Raw genomic sequence first — 14,236 nt, 5'->3', positions numbered from 1 at the left:
CCGCGGTCACCACCGAAGCGCCCATACGGTGCAATGGTCAGCTCGTCCAGAAGTCCCACCAGCGGGTCAGGATCAGCATTCCGACGATGCCGATGTGCAGCACCGGAAGCACCCAGGTGAACTCGGCGAAGAAGGTCTTCACCGGGCCCGGCGCGGGCAGGAAGCCGTTACGCACGGTGAAGGACGTCACGTACCAGAACAGCGGGATCGTCGCGAGCCAGGCCAGGCAGCACCACAGGCACAGGGCGTTGATCCGGTACAGGGACTCGAACTGCAGCCAGGAGACGAACCCGACCCCGAAGAGACAGCCGGCCCCGAAGGTCAGCCAGTACCAGCGAGGGAAGGCCGCCCCGGCCAGCAGGCTGACGCCGACGCAGATGACGACGCCGTAGGCCGCCAGGCCCAGCATCGGGTTGGGGAACCCGAAGGCCTCGGCCTGGTCGCTCTCCATCACGCTGCCGCAGGAGAGGACGGGGTTCAGGCTGCAACCGGGGACGAAGTCCGGGTCCTCCAGCAGCTTGAACTTGTCGAGGGTGATGACCCAGGAGGCCAGCAGCCCGGCCGCCCCGCAGAGCACCAGCAGCAGGGCGAACGCCCGGCTGCCGCCGGCGGTCCGGCGCATCGGCCGCGCAGAGGCGCTTGAGTCAGGGGCCACCGCGCGACCTTATCGACGGTCCGTGGAGCATCCGGGCGCACGCTCACTCGACCGGCCGACACCGCGGGCGGCCGTCCGCCCGAACGAGGGACGGGGACCGCCGCTCGACTTCGTCAGCGGTGGACGGTGATCAGCGGTAGACGCGGAGGTAGTCGACGTCGAAGGTGATCGGGGCCGGGTCGCAGGGGGCCGCGTGGTACCGACCGGCGCACAGCGACAGATTGAGGATCGGATACGCCGACCAGCCGGGGCCGACGCCGGTGCCGTCGGCGAAGACGCGGTCGCCGTTGACGTACCACTCGACGCAGTGCGCCCCGAGGGCGGTGCCGATGGTCACCCACCTGCCGGGGGCGATCACGTCGACGTCGGTGTAGTACGTCGCGGCGTGATGGACGTGGTTGGACAGCTCCAGCAGGTGCGGGTTGTCCGCGTGGTACTCGAAGCAGTCGACCTCGTTCCCGCCGTCCTTCCACGTCCACAGCGCCGGCCAGGCTCCGGCCCCGCGGGGCAGTCTGACGCGGGTCTCCATGTAGTCGCCGGCCCGCACCAGGAACTCCTCGGCGGAGTACTCGGTGGTGAGCAGGCCGGTGTGCCAGGCCTGTCGGCCGTTCTCCAGGGTGCGGCCGGCCGGTGTGGCGGTGAAGGTGGCCACGCCGTTCGAGACGGTCACGGCGCTGGGGGTGAGCCAGTCGAGCTTGTTGTCGTCGGGGTTGTGATCGCAGTAGCGGTAGGCGCTCGATCTGTCGCCGGTCCATCTGGCACCCCAGGCGACCGGAGCTGTGAATTCCTCCGCCCAGATGAGCGACCTGCCCAGGGCCGCGGACGGCGTGAAAACGTCGCTGTCGGTGGTCATGGCCGCGAGGGTAGGCCGCGGAACGTCCCGGACCGGACCGGCTCGACGAAGCTTCCGCTGGGCAATTCCGAAATTCATCTTTTTGATCGCGCAGGCGGCCCAACCGGACCGCCCTCACCATACGATCAATTGATTCGCCGACCAGATGCCGATCCATCCGAATCCCGTTGCACATTCCATTCTTCACTCCACCGACTTTCATGCGTATGGAGTAACACGTCGCTTTTGAAGCGCTGCTGGACTGCTATGTTCTCCAACCGTCGGATCAGAGGTACTTTCAAGCGAGGTGAATGATGAAGAAGGCAGTTTTCACCACTGCGGCTTTGGCCATCGGTGCGGGTCTTGTGGGTGGCTCGGCCGCCGCGGCGGTGGCCGCCGGAGGATCGGGAAGCGGGCCGCTCGGTCTCATGTCCCCGACCAAGGTGACGCCGGCGGTGGTGCCCGCGGCCGACACCGTGGCGCGGCTGGCCAGCGACGGCGGACTCGCCAAGGGCAGCGCGTTCGACAAGAAGAAGTCGGGGGGCATGTCCGGCGTATACCTGGACGGCATGGACCCGGACGCCGCCAAGCGGCCCACGATTCCGGTGAAGAACCCGGCCGGAAGCGGTACCGTCCAGGTCCGCCCGCTGCAGGCCCCGACCGCCTCCGGGCTCGGCACCTTGCTCCCCAAAAAGTGACGACCCGGCAACCTTACGAGTCGCCCGTACCGGCGAAAGCCGGCCCCGGAATTCTGAGACTCTGATCCGGTTCTCGACAGCCGGAGGCCTTCGCAGCCCGGACACTCGATCCGGACCGCAGCTCCATCTCCGCACCCGGCGGGCCCGCAAGCCCCCTGGCACACGCGAACCAAGCGTCCCGGCCCACCGGCCCACACCCTGCCGGTGGGCCGGACGCGTGTCGGCGCCCGTTCCGGACGGCGCCATTCGACAAACGATCCGGGGCATTTCATGGAAGACCGCGGATTCCCACTCGACTCCCGGCGGGCACTCGGCATTGCGCCATCCGATGGAATCTAGCCGCGTTTGAATGTTCCCACCGTGACTTATGCGTGCATATACGGGTTTCCTTTTCGTAAGCGTGCGCAACCGTGAATTCAGGAAGGAACCAAGTGCCCAAGAAGTTCGCGGTCATCACGGCCCTCGCCCTCAGCACCGTCGTCGGCAGCGCCGGCATTGCCTCTGCAGGTGGTTACCCCAGCGGCAACGGCAACACCACCACGGTCAAGGGCGGCAGTGGCTTCTCGTCGTCCCCGGTCGTCGTCAACGCGCCCCAGCAGGGTGTTCTCGTCGCCAATGGCACCCTCGTCGACCTTCGCTGTGCCGTGCCGTGGTCCAACGGAGCCGTCCTCGCCGCCACCATCGCGCCGAACTCGAAGTACGTCGGCTGCAACACCGGCACGGTCGAGCAGGGCCGGAACTCGGTGCACGGGAGCGGCATTCTCTTCTGACCCCTGCTCCGAGCGATTCGAGGCAGGTAAACCCCAAGCGCAGCCCGGAAAGGCTCAGCTCATGCTTAACAAGGTTACGGCCATTTCCGCCCTCGCCGCGGGCATCGCCCTCGCGACCGGCGGCACCGCCGCGGCCGACAGCAACACCACGACGGTCAAGGGCGGCAGCGGCTTCTCGTCGTCCCCGGTCGTCGTCAACGCGCCGCAGCAGGGTGTGCTCATCGTCAACGGCACCCTCGTCGACGCTCGCTGTGCCGTGCCGTGGTCCAACGGAGCCGTCCTCGCCGCCGTCGTCTCGCCGAACTCGAAGTACGTCGGCTGCAACACCGGCAAGGTCGAGCAGGGGCGCGGCGCCGTTCACAAGAGCGGCATTCTCTTCTGACCCCTGCTCCGAGCAAGTCGAGGCAGGTAAACCCCACAACGCAGCCCGGAAAGGCTCAGCTTATGCGTAACAAGGTTACGGCCATTTCCGCCATCGCCGCGGGCATCGTCCTCGCGACCGGTGGCACCGCAGCGGCCGACAGCGACACCACCACCGTCAAGGGCGGCAGCGGCTTCTCGTCGTCCCCGGTCGTCGTCAACGAACCGCAGCAGGGTCTTGCCATCGTCAACGGCACCCTGATCGACGGTCGCTGCATCGCCCCGTGGTCGAACGGCGCCGTCCTCGCCGCGACGATCGCGCCGAACTCGAAGTACGTCGGCTGCAACACCGGCAAGGTCGAGCAGGGACGGAACTCGGTGCACTTCAGCGGCATCCTGTTCTGAGCAGTGCTTCGCCGATGGCGGCCCGCCGGATTCCGGCGGGCCGCCATCGGCTTGTCCGCACCTCTTCCTCAAAGACCGTGGGCCCTGTCTGCGTCAGCGTGCAGACAGGGCCCACAGTCAATAAGCGCCGGCAAGGAGGAAAGAGCGCCCATTCAGTTGGTCCAACGGCGTTGCTCCGCCCCCGGTCACCCTGAATCGTCCGTTTGGCCCAATGGGAAATTACTTCCCGCGTACATGCCGAAGGGCCGGCTCCGAGTGCGGAGCCGGCCCTTCGGCGTAAAGGAACGAATGGTCTACCTGATGCCTACCGGAGCGGAAGTCCACCGAGCAGCTGTCCATCGACGGGGTTCGGCAGGGCACCGCCGATGACGGGGGTCTTCACGACGCCCTGCGACTTCATGCCCTTCTTCACGTTGTCCGCCGTGCGCTTCACGTTGTTCCCCACGTAGCCCGTCGGCACCTTGGCGGCCGAGGGGAGGCTGCGGGCGACCGTCTTCCCGTTGTCGACGAGGCCCGTCGCCGGCATGTTCACCGCGGAGGCGGCGGGCACGGTGGCACCGGCGATGGCGAGGGAGCCGACGACGACGGCAGCAGCCTTCAGGTTCTTCATCATGTTCCTTTCCCGGAAAATCATCTTCGGTAACTCGCGTTCTCCTGGGCTAACGATGGCCACGCCGCTCTGGAAACTCTGCCGCCGCAACTTCCGGGAACTCATACGAGAAGACCGATCGACGGCGGCTGCGCAACCGCAGCGGGTCCGAATGGGTGATCCCCTGCGAGAAACAACTCCGGAAACGTCATCATTCCAACACACTTGACGTCTTCTCAGATAAGTATGGATAAGTGGCTGGTGTTGCTCGTCTCTTTGGTCCAGTAAGCCACACGTCGTGTCGCTGGTTCGGACTCTTTTCCTCGGAAGGGCAGCCTCGGTCATGCGCATTACGCCGCACATCCTGCATGTGGCCCAGCCCGTCGAGGGCGGTGTCGCGCGGGTCGTGACGGACCTGGTTGCGGCTCAACTGGCCGCGGGGCTACGGGTGACCGTGGCCTGTCCGCCGGGCGGAACCCTGACCGACGCCCTGCGCACGATGGGCTGCACGGTGCTGCGCTGGGACGCGACCCGCTCGCCGGGGTACCGACTCCCGGCCGAGGTACGGCAGTTGGCCCGGTTGTGCCGCGACGTACAGCCCGACCTGGTGCACGCGCACAGCGCGAAGGCAGGGCTCGCGGCCCGGCTCGCGGTGCGCGGCGCCCTGCCGACCGTGTTCCAGCCGCACGCCTGGTCGTTCGAGGCCGCGGAGGGACTGGTCGCGCGCGTGGCGCTGGACTGGGAGCGGCTCGGGGCGCGTTGGGCGGCACGGGTGCTGTGCGTGAGCGAGGCCGAGCGGCTCACCGGGGTGCGGGCCGGCATCACCGCCCCGTGGCGGGTGGTCCCCAACGGGGTCGACACCCAAAGGTTCCGGCCGGAGGGAGACAGCGCACGGTCCGGGGCCGACCCGCTGGTCGTGTGCGTGGGCCGGCTGTGCCGCCAGAAGGGGCAGGACGTGCTCCTGGCGGCCTGGCCCGAGGTGGTGCGGCAGGTGACCGGCGCCCGGCTGGTGCTGGTCGGCGACGGCCCGGACGCGGACCGGCTGCATGCCGGTGCGCCCGCGTCGGTGGAGTTCGCCGGCACGACGACCGACACCGCACTGTGGTACCGGGCCGCCGACGTCGTGGTACTGGCGTCGCGCTGGGAGGGCATGGCGCTCGCGCCGCTGGAGGCCATGGCGTGTGCCCGGCCGGTCGTCGTCACGGACGTGGACGGAGCGGGCGAGAGCCTTCCGCCCGGCCATCTGCCGTCCTGCCTGGTGCCGCCGGACGACCCCGCCGCACTGGCACGGGCGCTCACCGCGCTGCTGCTCGACGAGCCGCTGCGCGCGGCGCTGGGCGCCCAAGCCCGCGCGCATGTGCTCGCCGGCCACGATCTGCGGCACGCCACGGACGCCGTGAGCGACGTCTACCGCGAGCTGCTCGACCTCGTCACCGCGCAGGTCGTCGGACCCAACGAGGGCAGGAAGTGCATCACCACATGACCGCGGACAGCACCGTTGCCTCACCGGGGCAGAAGCGGGCGCCCGAGGGCGCCGTCACCGTCCTTGCCCCGCGCGGCTTCTCCACCGGACGCCGGGGGCCCGCCGGACAGGAAGCCCGTCCGCGCCGGACCTCCCGGGTGTCCCTGGGCCTCGTCGACGGCGGCGGCGTCCTGCTGGGCACGCTGGTCCTGCCCGTATCCCACAGGTACCCGCTGGTCATCGCCCTGCTCGCCCTCGGTGTGATCGTGCTGAACCGGCGTGCCGCGCTGTACGACACCCTCGTCGTCCCCGGCGCGCTGGACGAACTGCCCGCCGTCTGCGGCCGGATCGCCGTCGGCTGGGCGGCCGTCGTCGCGCTCTCCCCACTGCGCTCGCTCGCGCCGGCCGTGCTGGTCACCGCCGTCGCCGTGCACTGTGCGGCGGCCTGCGCGGGCCGGGCGGCGGTGCACGGGTTCCGGCGCCGGGGACTGCGGCGCCGGCCCTGCCCCGCTCTGGTGGTCGGCCCCGTCACGACGGCCCGGCGGGTCTCGGCCGCGCTGTTGCGCCAACCCGACTGCGGAGTACGGCCGGTGGGTCTCGTCGCCGACGACCTGGAGTTCCTCGGCGAGACCGACGGCGAGCCCGGGCTGCCGGTGCTCACCACGGCGTTGGAGGCGCGCCGGGCGGCGATCCAGAACGGGGTGGAGGAGGTGCTCGTGGTGGGCGCCGGCACCCGGGAGGAGAAGGCCGCCGTGCTGCGGGCGCTGGCCGCGTACGGATGCGTGCTGTGGGAGCTCGACGCGGACCCGGCGTCGTACGGACTCGGCGGGCACCGCCCGGGGGCGGGGCAGTTGGCCGGGTTCTCGCGCAGGTTGCTGGGCCCTGGGCGCGGGCTGCGGCGCGGGAGCGTGGGCAAGCGGGTGCTCGACCTGGTGCTGTCGGGGGCGCTGCTCGTGCTGGCCGGTCCGGTCCTGCTGGTCTGCGCGGTCGTGCTGCGGGTGATGGACGGTCCCGGCGTGGTGTTCCGGCAGGAGCGGATCGGCAAGGACGGGCGGCCGTTCACGATGCTGAAGCTGCGCACCCACCGGCCCGCGAGCGACCACGAGGCGGCCACGCGCTGGAGTGTGGCGAACGAGCAGGACATGAGCACGTTCTGTCACTTCCTGCGCCGCACCTCGCTGGACGAGCTGCTGCAGCTGTGGAACGTGTTCCGCGGCGACATGAGTCTGGTCGGGCCCAGACCCGAACGGCCCTTCTTCGTCGCCAAGTTCAGCCAGGCCCATCCGGGCTATCCGGCCCGCCACCGGATGCGGACCGGCATCACCGGGCTCGCGCAGATCCACGGGCTGCGCGGGGACACCTCGATCGAGGACCGGTCCCGCTACGACAACGCCTACATCGACAACTGGTCGCTGTGGCAGGACGTCTGCATCCTGCTGCGCACGGCGGCACAGTTCGTCCGGCCGACGGGGAGCTGAGCACCGGTGACCACTTCCGCGGCACCCTCGCCCGCGATCACGCTGCCGTGGCCGGCCCTGCGCCGGGTCCGGTCCGTCCTGCCCGTGCTGCCGGTCGTGGCGGTCGTCGTCCTGCTGGGGCTTCCCGTCACGCCGGGCAGGGCCGCGACGCCCGCCGACGCCGCCTCCGCACTGGCCGTGCTGTGTGCCGTCGTCCACGCCGTACGGCAGGCGCGGGCGCCGCTGACGCGGACGGCCGCGGTGGTGTTCGGGCTGCCCGTGGTGGGCATCGCGGTCGCCGCGGCGGGGGCGGTGAGCACCGGTGACGCGGTCGCCGGACTGGCGCGCTATCTGCAGGTCTTCGTGCTGGTCCCGATCGCTGTGATGCTGCTGGTGCGCGACCGGCAGGGCGCCCGGCTGGCGCTGTGGTCGCTGGTCGGCCTCGCGCTGTGGCAGGGCGGGATCGGCGTGCGCCAGTACCTCACCGGGACCGGGGCGTCGTATCAGGGAGCCGACATCCGGGCGGTGGGCACGTTCGGTCCGTCCGACGTGATGGGGATGGCGACCGTCGTGTCGCTCGGGGTGGTGGCCGCGGTCGGGCTCGCTCTCGGGACGAAGGCGCGGCGGCAGCAGGTCCTGGCGACCGTGTGCGCGCTGGCGCTGCTCCTGCCGCTCGCGCTGTCCTTCAGCCGGGGGGCCTGGATCGCGACGGCGCTCACCTGCGCGGCGCTGCTGTTGCTGGCCGGGGTGCGGCGGGCGGCGAAGGTGTTCGCGGCGGCGGCCGCGGTCTGCGTGGTGCTGGTGGGCGGGCTCGGTCTGGGCGCGTCGGCGTTGCAGGAGCGGCTGACCAGCATCACTCAGGTCGCCGACGCGCCGGACCAGTCGGTCGTCGACCGCTACACCATGTGGGCTGCGGCGGGCGACATGTGGAGCGGACACCCGGTGACGGGCGTGGGGCTGAAGGCCTTTCCCGCCCACCGGGACGGCCACGCCTCGCTCGCGCTGTCGTCCGGCAGCGAGACGGGGGGAGCGGGCCAGGCCTTCCGGCGCCAGCCGCTGCTCTCCCCGCACAACATGTACCTGCTGGTCCTCAGCGAGCAGGGCCTGCTGGGCCTGATCACGGTGGCGGGCAGCTGGCTGGCCCTGCTGCTGTTCGCACTGCGCCGCCTGCGCCGCACCGTTCGCGCCCGCGACTGCGCACTCCCGGCCTGCGGCCTGCTGCTCTGGCAGCTCGTCAACTTCCTGTACGCCGACATCGGCGGCCCCGCGACCATCCTGACCGGGGTCTGCCTGGGCCTCGCGGCCTGGTGGGCCCTGGCACGGGACGGGGCGCCGACAGCGGAAGCGGGCCCGCGATGACCGCCCACCCGGCGACGACGGGGGGCGCCCCCGACCGCGCCCCCGAAGCCGAGGGCGCCCTTGCGCCGGACGGCGGCGGCGTCGCCGGCTCCACCGGCAGCAGCGACCCACGACCGGTCGGGGACCGTCCTCACAACACGGCGGACACGCAGGCCCCCTACCCACCGGGCCGCGGCCCCGGCACCGACAGCCCACTCCGGCCGGACGACCGCCCCGTCACCGCGGTCGCCGCCGATACCCCGGCCGTTCCCGAGAGCCGCCGCGAAGCCCTCGCCGCCCGCCGGGCCAGCGCTCCCTCGGGACGGTTTCTCGCCAGGGCGACCTTGTTGTCGGCCGCGTTGGCGATGGCCGCGGCGCTTCTGGGGCTCGGGCGGGATCAGGCGCTTGCGCAGCTGTTCGGGGCCGGGGCGGAGACCGACGCGTTTCTGGTGGCCTGGACGCTGCCGGAGATGGCGTCGACGCTGCTGATCGAGGACGGAATGGCGTTCGTGCTGGTGCCGGCGTTCAGCATGGCGCTGGCTCGCCGGGCGCGCGGGAGCGGTGGGCCCGACCCCGTGCAGGCTCTGGTCGCCGCCTCGTTGCCGCGGCTGTGCCTCGTCCTCGCCGGTACGGCCGCCGCGCTCGCGGCCGGGGCGCCGCTGCTGGTCTCCGTCCTCGCGCCCGGCCTGCCCGACCCGTCCCTGGCCGTGTCCTGCACCAGGCTGACCGCGACCTGCGTCCTGAGCTTCGGGCTCGCCGGGTACTGCAGTGCGGCGCTGCGGGCCCACCGCAACTACCTCGCGCCGGGCGCGATCTACATCGCGTACAACATCGCGATCATCACGACGATGCTCGTCATCGGCGAGAGCTGGGGCGTACGGTCCGCCGCGCTCGGTGTCGCGATCGGCGGGTGCCTCATGGCCGTCGTACAGGCACCGTCGCTGTGGCGGCGGATCGCCGGGCGGGACGAGCGGTCCGCGACCGCGTCCGTGGCCGAGTACGACGGGGACCGTGGCCGGTCGATCGTGCCTGCCCTCGTCTGCGCCGTGCTGCTCTTCGCGCTGTGCCGGCAGTCGCAGGTGCTCATCGAGCGGTACTTCGCCTCCGGGCTGCCCGCCGGTGCCATCTCGCACCTCAACTACGCCCAGAAGATCGCCCAGTTGCCGATGTCGCTGTCCATGATGGTGTGCGTCGTCACCTTCCCGGTGGTGGCGCGGGCCATCGCCGAGGGCGACACGCGGCGGGCCGGGGACCGGGTCGAGCGGGACCTGGCGCTGATGGCCGGCATCGTGCTGCTCGGCGCCGCCGTGGTCGTGGCCTGCGCGCCGCAGATCGTCCAACTGCTCTTCCAGCGCGGTGCGTTCACGGCGCAGGACACCGCCGCGACCGCCGCAGTCATGCGGGTGTACGCGGTCGGACTGCTCGGGCACACGCTGGTGGGGGCGCTGGTGCGGTCGTACTTCTCGACCGGCCGGATCACCTGGTTCCCGCTGGGCGCGATGGGCGCGGGCGCGCTCGCCACGGTCGTCATCAGCGCCTGGGCGGTGGACCCGTGGGGGGTGCGCGGCATCGCCGCGGCCAACGCCGTCGGCATCACCCTCACCGCGCTGCTCCTGCTGCACGGGCTGGGGCCCCGCGCCGTGCCCGTGCACATGCGACGGGTCGTCGCCGAACTGGCCCGGCTGGTGTACGCGGCCGTGTGCGCGGGCGGGGCGGGACTCCTCTGCGCGGAGCTGTTCGACTCGCCCGCGGCGGCCGTCGCCGCCTGCTGCATGTGCGTGACCGGTGTGTTCCTGCTGCTGGCCCGGCTCCTCGACGCGGCCGGCGTCCGGTCCCTCCTGCTTCCCGTCACGCACTTCGTCCGTAGCTCCGTCACACGAAAGCCTCGCCATGGTCGCTGACATCTCCGCCGCGCCCCGCGCGGACGCACCCGATACCGAAACAGCCGTGGGGGGACGCCCGAGACGGCGTGCCGCCGCCTGGGTGGCCATGTACCACTCGGTCTCGGACTGCCCGGACGACCCGTACAACATCACCGTCACACCGGAGCGACTGGACAGACAGCTCGGCTGGCTGGCCGGCCGCGGCCTGCGGGGGGTGAGCGTGCGGGAGTTGCTCGCGGCGCGCGCCCGGGGCACGGAGCGCGGCCTAGTGGGGCTCACCTTCGACGACGGGTACACCGACTTCGTCACCACGGCCATGCCGTTGCTGCGCCGCCGGGGCTTCACCGCCACCGTGTTCGTGCTGTCCGGGCTGCTCGGCGGCGAGAACAGCTGGGAGCGCACCGGCCCGCGCAAGCCGCTGCTCGACGTGGACGACGTCCAACGCGCCGCGGCCGCAGGCATGGAGATCGCCTCGCACGGGCTGACCCACGTCGATCTGACCATGGCGACCGACCAGGTGCTGCACACCGAGGTCAACGACAGCCGGCGCCGGCTCGCCGCCATCACCGGCGGCGACGTCGAGGGCTTCTGCTACCCGTACGGCTTCCTCGACCAGCGTGCCACCGACGCCGTGCGCCTGGCCGGCTACCGCTACGCCTGCGCCATCGCCCCCGGCCCGGCCGGCTCCGGCGACTTCGCGCTGCCCCGCATCCACATGGGGCAGGCGGACACCTCGGTGCGGCTGGAGCTGAAGCGACGGCTGGCCCGGGTCCACGGCCGTGCTCTGGAGGCCGTGTGAGGGCCCTGCACGTCATCACCGGCCTCGGCGTGGGCGGAGCGGAGCAGCAGTTGCGCCTGCTGCTCCGGCATCTCCCCGCGCAGTGCGACGTGGTGGCACTGACCAATCCCGGCCCGGTCGCCGCGGGCCTGGCCGCCGACGGGGTCCGCGTCACCCACCTCGGGATGGACGGCAACCGCGACCTCGGCGCGCTGCCCCGGCTCGCCCGGCTGATCCGCGCCGGGCGCTACGACCTGGTGCACACCCACCTGTACCGGGCCTGTCTCTACGGCCGGATCGCGGCGCGGCTCGCGGGAGTCGGGACCGTCGTGGCCACGGAGCACTCGATCGGCGACACCCGCCTGGAGGGCCGCCCGCTGACCACCGGTGTCCGCGCGCTGTACCTGGCAGGCGAGCGCCTCGGCCACACCACCGTGGCCGTCTCGCCGACGGTGGCCGAGCGGCTGCGGGACTGGGGCGTGCCCGGGCCGCGTATCCGGGTCATCCCGAACGGCATCGACGCGCCCCGTTTCCGCTACGACGAGGTGCGCCGCAAGGAGGCCCGGGCGTTCCACGGGCTGCCGCCGGACGCGTACGTCGTCGGCGGGGTGGGACGTCTGACGCCGGGCAAGCGCTTCGACCTGCTGGTGCAGGCGCTGCCCCGACTTCCCGGCGACGTACGGCTGCTGCTGGTCGGCGGTGGCCCGGAGGAGGCGGCGCTGGTGCGTACCGCGCGGGCGCTGGGCGTCGTGGACCGGGTGGTGCTGGCGGGCGAGCGGCCGTATCTGCCGGGGCCCGGCGACGAAGCGCCCGGACTGGTCGCCCTGCTGTCCGCCATGGACGTGCTCGCCTCGCCGTCGCCGCAGGAGTCCTTCGGCCTGGCCGTGGTGGAGGCACTGGCGGCCGGACTGCCCGTGCTGTACGCGAGCTGCCCCGCCGTCGAGGACCTGCCGCCGGACGCGGCACCCGGTGCCCGGCGCGTCCGGGGCGGCGCCGAGGCGTACGCGCGGGAACTGCTGCGGCTGCGGGCTGCGGGACCGGCCGAGCGGACCGTCCCGGAGGTGGTCCACCGCTACGACATCGAGCGCACCGCACGCCAACTGATGGATCTGTACACGGACGTTCTGTCCGGCTCGAACCTGGAAGCGAGTTCCTCATGACTGACAACCCCGAAGAGGGTGCCCGGCCCTTCGACCGCACGCGCGCACGCATGACGCGGCTGTCCTCGTGGTGGTGGCTGCCGGCCGCCGCACTGGTCGGCGCCGCGGCAGGTGGCGCGTACGGCCAGCTCAGGCCGCCGCAGTACACGGCCACGAGCTCCGTCGTCGCCGTGCCGAACGGCACCACCGAGGCCGACTGCACCGACGCGCTCGGCTTCGCGCAGGCGTACGGCCGCGTGGCCACCCAGCTCGCCGTGCTCTCGGACGCGCAGATGTGGGCGGGCGTGCCCGTCTCGACGCTGCGCGAGAACGTGGAGGTGGCGACCTCGCCGGACGCGCCGATGGTCGCGATCTCGGCAACTTCGTCGAAGCCCGGCCAGGCCGTCGACATCGCCAACGCCGTGTCCCGCGCGCTGATCACCGAGGCGGACCACACCAAGGCCCGCACCGGCATCCGCCTCGAGCGCCTCTCCCGTGCGCTGAAGCCCACCGATCCGTCCTCCGCGTCACCGGCACTGACCTCGCTGGTGGGCGCGAGCGCCGGTGGCCTGCTGGGCGGCCTCGTGCTGCTGGCCCGGCCCCGGCGGACGCCGGACGGGGACGACGACGACCGCAGCCGCGCCTCCGTACCCGGACCGGCCGGCGCCGCTGACGCGCGCGGGACGCTTGGGTGACCGGGGACGGGCGCGCGCTGTCGGTGGACGTCTGCACCGACGAGCGCGCCTTCGGAGAGCTGGCCAAGGACTGGGAACGACTGCGCGGGGCATGCCCGTCCGCGACGGCGTTCCAGAGCCACGCCTGGCTGCACTCGTGGTGGCTGTCGTACGGCAGACCCGGCCGGCTGCGGGTCGTCCTGGTCCGCAGGCACGGTGAACTGGTGGCGGCGGCCCCGCTGATGCGGGTGCACCACCCGCTGCCGGCGCTGGTGCCGATCGGCGGCACCATCACCGACTTCTGCGATGTGCTCATCGACGGGGAGGAGGCAGCACCGGGCGCCGGGGCACTGGCCGACGCCCTGGCCGGCCTGGCGCGTACCGCCCTGATCGACTTCGGTGAGGTGCGGCCGGGCGGTGCGATGGAGCGGGTCTACCTGTGCTGGCGCGGCCCGCGGCACCGGATGAACGACTCGGTGTGCCTGGACCTGCCAGCCGTCCCCATGACCGAGCTGATCGGGCGGCTGCCGACGGGGCGGGCACGGCGGATCCGCAGCAAGGTGAACCAGTTCACCCGGCTCGGCATCGAATGGCGCGTCGCCCGCCACGATGAGACCGAGGCCGCGCTGCGCCGGCTCCTCGAACTGCACCGCAAGCAGTGGCAGGGCAGACAGGTGACGTCGGAGCACCTGCGGCCGAGGTTCCTGGAGCACCTGGTCCGGGCGGCGGTCCCGATGGCCCGGTCCGGTGCGGCGGTGGCGACGGAGTTCCTGCTCGAAGGCACGGTCGTGGCAGTCAATCTGACCCTGCTTTCGGGCCGCCTGACGGGCATGTACATGTACGGCTTCGACCCGCTGCTGCGGGAGCGCAGGGTGGACGTGGCGACGATGCTGCTGCACGCGGCCACCCGGGATCTGGACTCGGGCGGGCAGCTCGCGCCCGACTCCGTGCGGACCCTGAGCCTGCTGCGCGGGGAGGAGTCGTACAAGTACCGCTGGTGTCCCGAGACCATCGTCAACCAGCGGTTCCTGCTGGCCCGGCGCCGCACCGCCCCACTCCTGGCAGCGGCTGTGGCCGAGGCGGCGACGCGGCGCCGGGCCAAGAGGCTCCTGCGGCGCGACGCCGCGGCGGTGGAGGGGGCGGAGGGGGGTGGCGCCGCGGCCACGTGAGATTGCTTCAACGGGGTGCGGTCGAGC

15 protein-coding genes are annotated in these 14,236 nt (G+C 72.0%); 12 read left to right on the top strand and 3 right to left on the bottom strand.

Translation table 11 applies throughout. The annotated features are described in order from the left end of the window. Positions 1-37: 37 nt before the first annotated feature. Positions 38-622 (bottom strand): vitamin K epoxide reductase family protein, encoded by a 585-nt coding sequence (locus OHO27_RS27060; protein ID WP_328430566.1) that lies wholly within the window; start codon positions 620-622, stop codon positions 38-40. Between the two features lie 163 nt (positions 623-785). Continuing rightward, positions 786-1,508, bottom strand: coding sequence for a glycoside hydrolase family 16 protein (locus tag OHO27_RS27055; protein WP_328427575.1), 723 nt, complete (start codon positions 1,506-1,508; stop codon positions 786-788). A 407-nt stretch (positions 1,509-1,915) separates the two neighbouring features. Between OHO27_RS27055 and OHO27_RS27050 the strand changes: the two genes are divergently transcribed. The 4 genes from OHO27_RS27050 to OHO27_RS27035 all read left to right on the top strand — a co-directional run bounded on the left by OHO27_RS27050 (position 1,916) and on the right by OHO27_RS27035 (position 3,720). Continuing rightward, a complete protein-coding gene (locus tag OHO27_RS27050) occupies positions 1,916-2,185 on the top strand; it encodes a hypothetical protein (RefSeq protein ID WP_328427574.1) in 270 nt (89 codons plus the stop codon). Between the two features lie 431 nt (positions 2,186-2,616). Beyond that, positions 2,617-2,955: a hypothetical protein gene (locus OHO27_RS27045; protein ID WP_328427573.1), complete on the top strand. Its 339-nt coding sequence runs from the start codon at positions 2,617-2,619 to the stop codon at positions 2,953-2,955. Between the two features lie 61 nt (positions 2,956-3,016). Further along, complete coding sequence (locus tag OHO27_RS27040; RefSeq protein ID WP_328427572.1) at positions 3,017-3,337, top strand: hypothetical protein; 321 nt, start codon at positions 3,017-3,019, stop codon at positions 3,335-3,337. Between the two features lie 62 nt (positions 3,338-3,399). Beyond that, complete coding sequence (locus tag OHO27_RS27035; protein ID WP_328427571.1) at positions 3,400-3,720, top strand: hypothetical protein; 321 nt, start codon at positions 3,400-3,402, stop codon at positions 3,718-3,720. A gap of 304 nt (positions 3,721-4,024) precedes the next feature. On the opposite strand, the gene OHO27_RS27030 is transcribed toward OHO27_RS27035, so the two are convergent. Beyond that, positions 4,025-4,333, bottom strand: a complete 309-nt coding sequence (locus OHO27_RS27030) for a hypothetical protein (protein WP_328427570.1) — start codon at positions 4,331-4,333, stop codon at positions 4,025-4,027. A gap of 319 nt (positions 4,334-4,652) precedes the next feature. On the opposite strand from OHO27_RS27030, the gene OHO27_RS27025 reads away from it, so the two are divergent. Genes OHO27_RS27025 through OHO27_RS26990 form a run of 8 tightly spaced genes read left to right on the top strand, consistent with a single transcriptional unit; the run spans position 4,653 to position 14,209 of the window. Beyond that, positions 4,653-5,792: a glycosyltransferase gene (locus OHO27_RS27025; protein WP_328427569.1), complete on the top strand. Its 1,140-nt coding sequence runs from the start codon at positions 4,653-4,655 to the stop codon at positions 5,790-5,792. After that, positions 5,789-7,249: an exopolysaccharide biosynthesis polyprenyl glycosylphosphotransferase gene (locus OHO27_RS27020; protein ID WP_328427568.1), complete on the top strand. Its 1,461-nt coding sequence runs from the start codon at positions 5,789-5,791 to the stop codon at positions 7,247-7,249. The genes OHO27_RS27025 and OHO27_RS27020 overlap by 4 nt, the downstream gene beginning before the upstream one ends. Positions 7,250-7,285: 36 nt before the next feature. Further along, positions 7,286-8,587, top strand: coding sequence for an O-antigen ligase family protein (locus tag OHO27_RS27015; RefSeq protein ID WP_328430565.1), 1,302 nt, complete (start codon positions 7,286-7,288; stop codon positions 8,585-8,587). After that, entirely contained in the window at positions 8,584-10,467 is a 1,884-nt protein-coding gene (murJ, locus tag OHO27_RS27010) for a murein biosynthesis integral membrane protein MurJ (protein WP_328427567.1), read from the top strand. Before OHO27_RS27015 ends, murJ begins: the two co-directional genes overlap by 4 nt. Continuing rightward, complete coding sequence (locus tag OHO27_RS27005) at positions 10,457-11,248, top strand: polysaccharide deacetylase family protein (RefSeq protein ID WP_443059603.1); 792 nt, start codon at positions 10,457-10,459, stop codon at positions 11,246-11,248. Before murJ ends, OHO27_RS27005 begins: the two co-directional genes overlap by 11 nt. Further along, complete coding sequence (locus OHO27_RS27000) at positions 11,245-12,387, top strand: glycosyltransferase (RefSeq protein ID WP_328427566.1); 1,143 nt, start codon at positions 11,245-11,247, stop codon at positions 12,385-12,387. The genes OHO27_RS27005 and OHO27_RS27000 overlap by 4 nt, the downstream gene beginning before the upstream one ends. After that, positions 12,384-13,061 (top strand): lipopolysaccharide biosynthesis protein, encoded by a 678-nt coding sequence (locus OHO27_RS26995; RefSeq protein WP_328427565.1) that lies wholly within the window; start codon positions 12,384-12,386, stop codon positions 13,059-13,061. The genes OHO27_RS27000 and OHO27_RS26995 overlap by 4 nt, the downstream gene beginning before the upstream one ends. Beyond that, on the top strand, positions 13,058-14,209 hold the full coding sequence (locus OHO27_RS26990; protein ID WP_328427564.1) for a GNAT family N-acetyltransferase: 1,152 nt from the start codon (positions 13,058-13,060) through the stop codon (positions 14,207-14,209). Before OHO27_RS26995 ends, OHO27_RS26990 begins: the two co-directional genes overlap by 4 nt. Positions 14,210-14,236 lie beyond the last annotated feature (27 nt).

The organism is Streptomyces sp. NBC_00443 (genome assembly GCF_036014175.1).
Lineage (GTDB): Bacteria > Actinomycetota > Actinomycetes > Streptomycetales > Streptomycetaceae > Streptomyces.
Note: the sequence above shows the minus strand (reverse complement) of the source record. Positions and strands in the feature narration are given on the sequence as shown.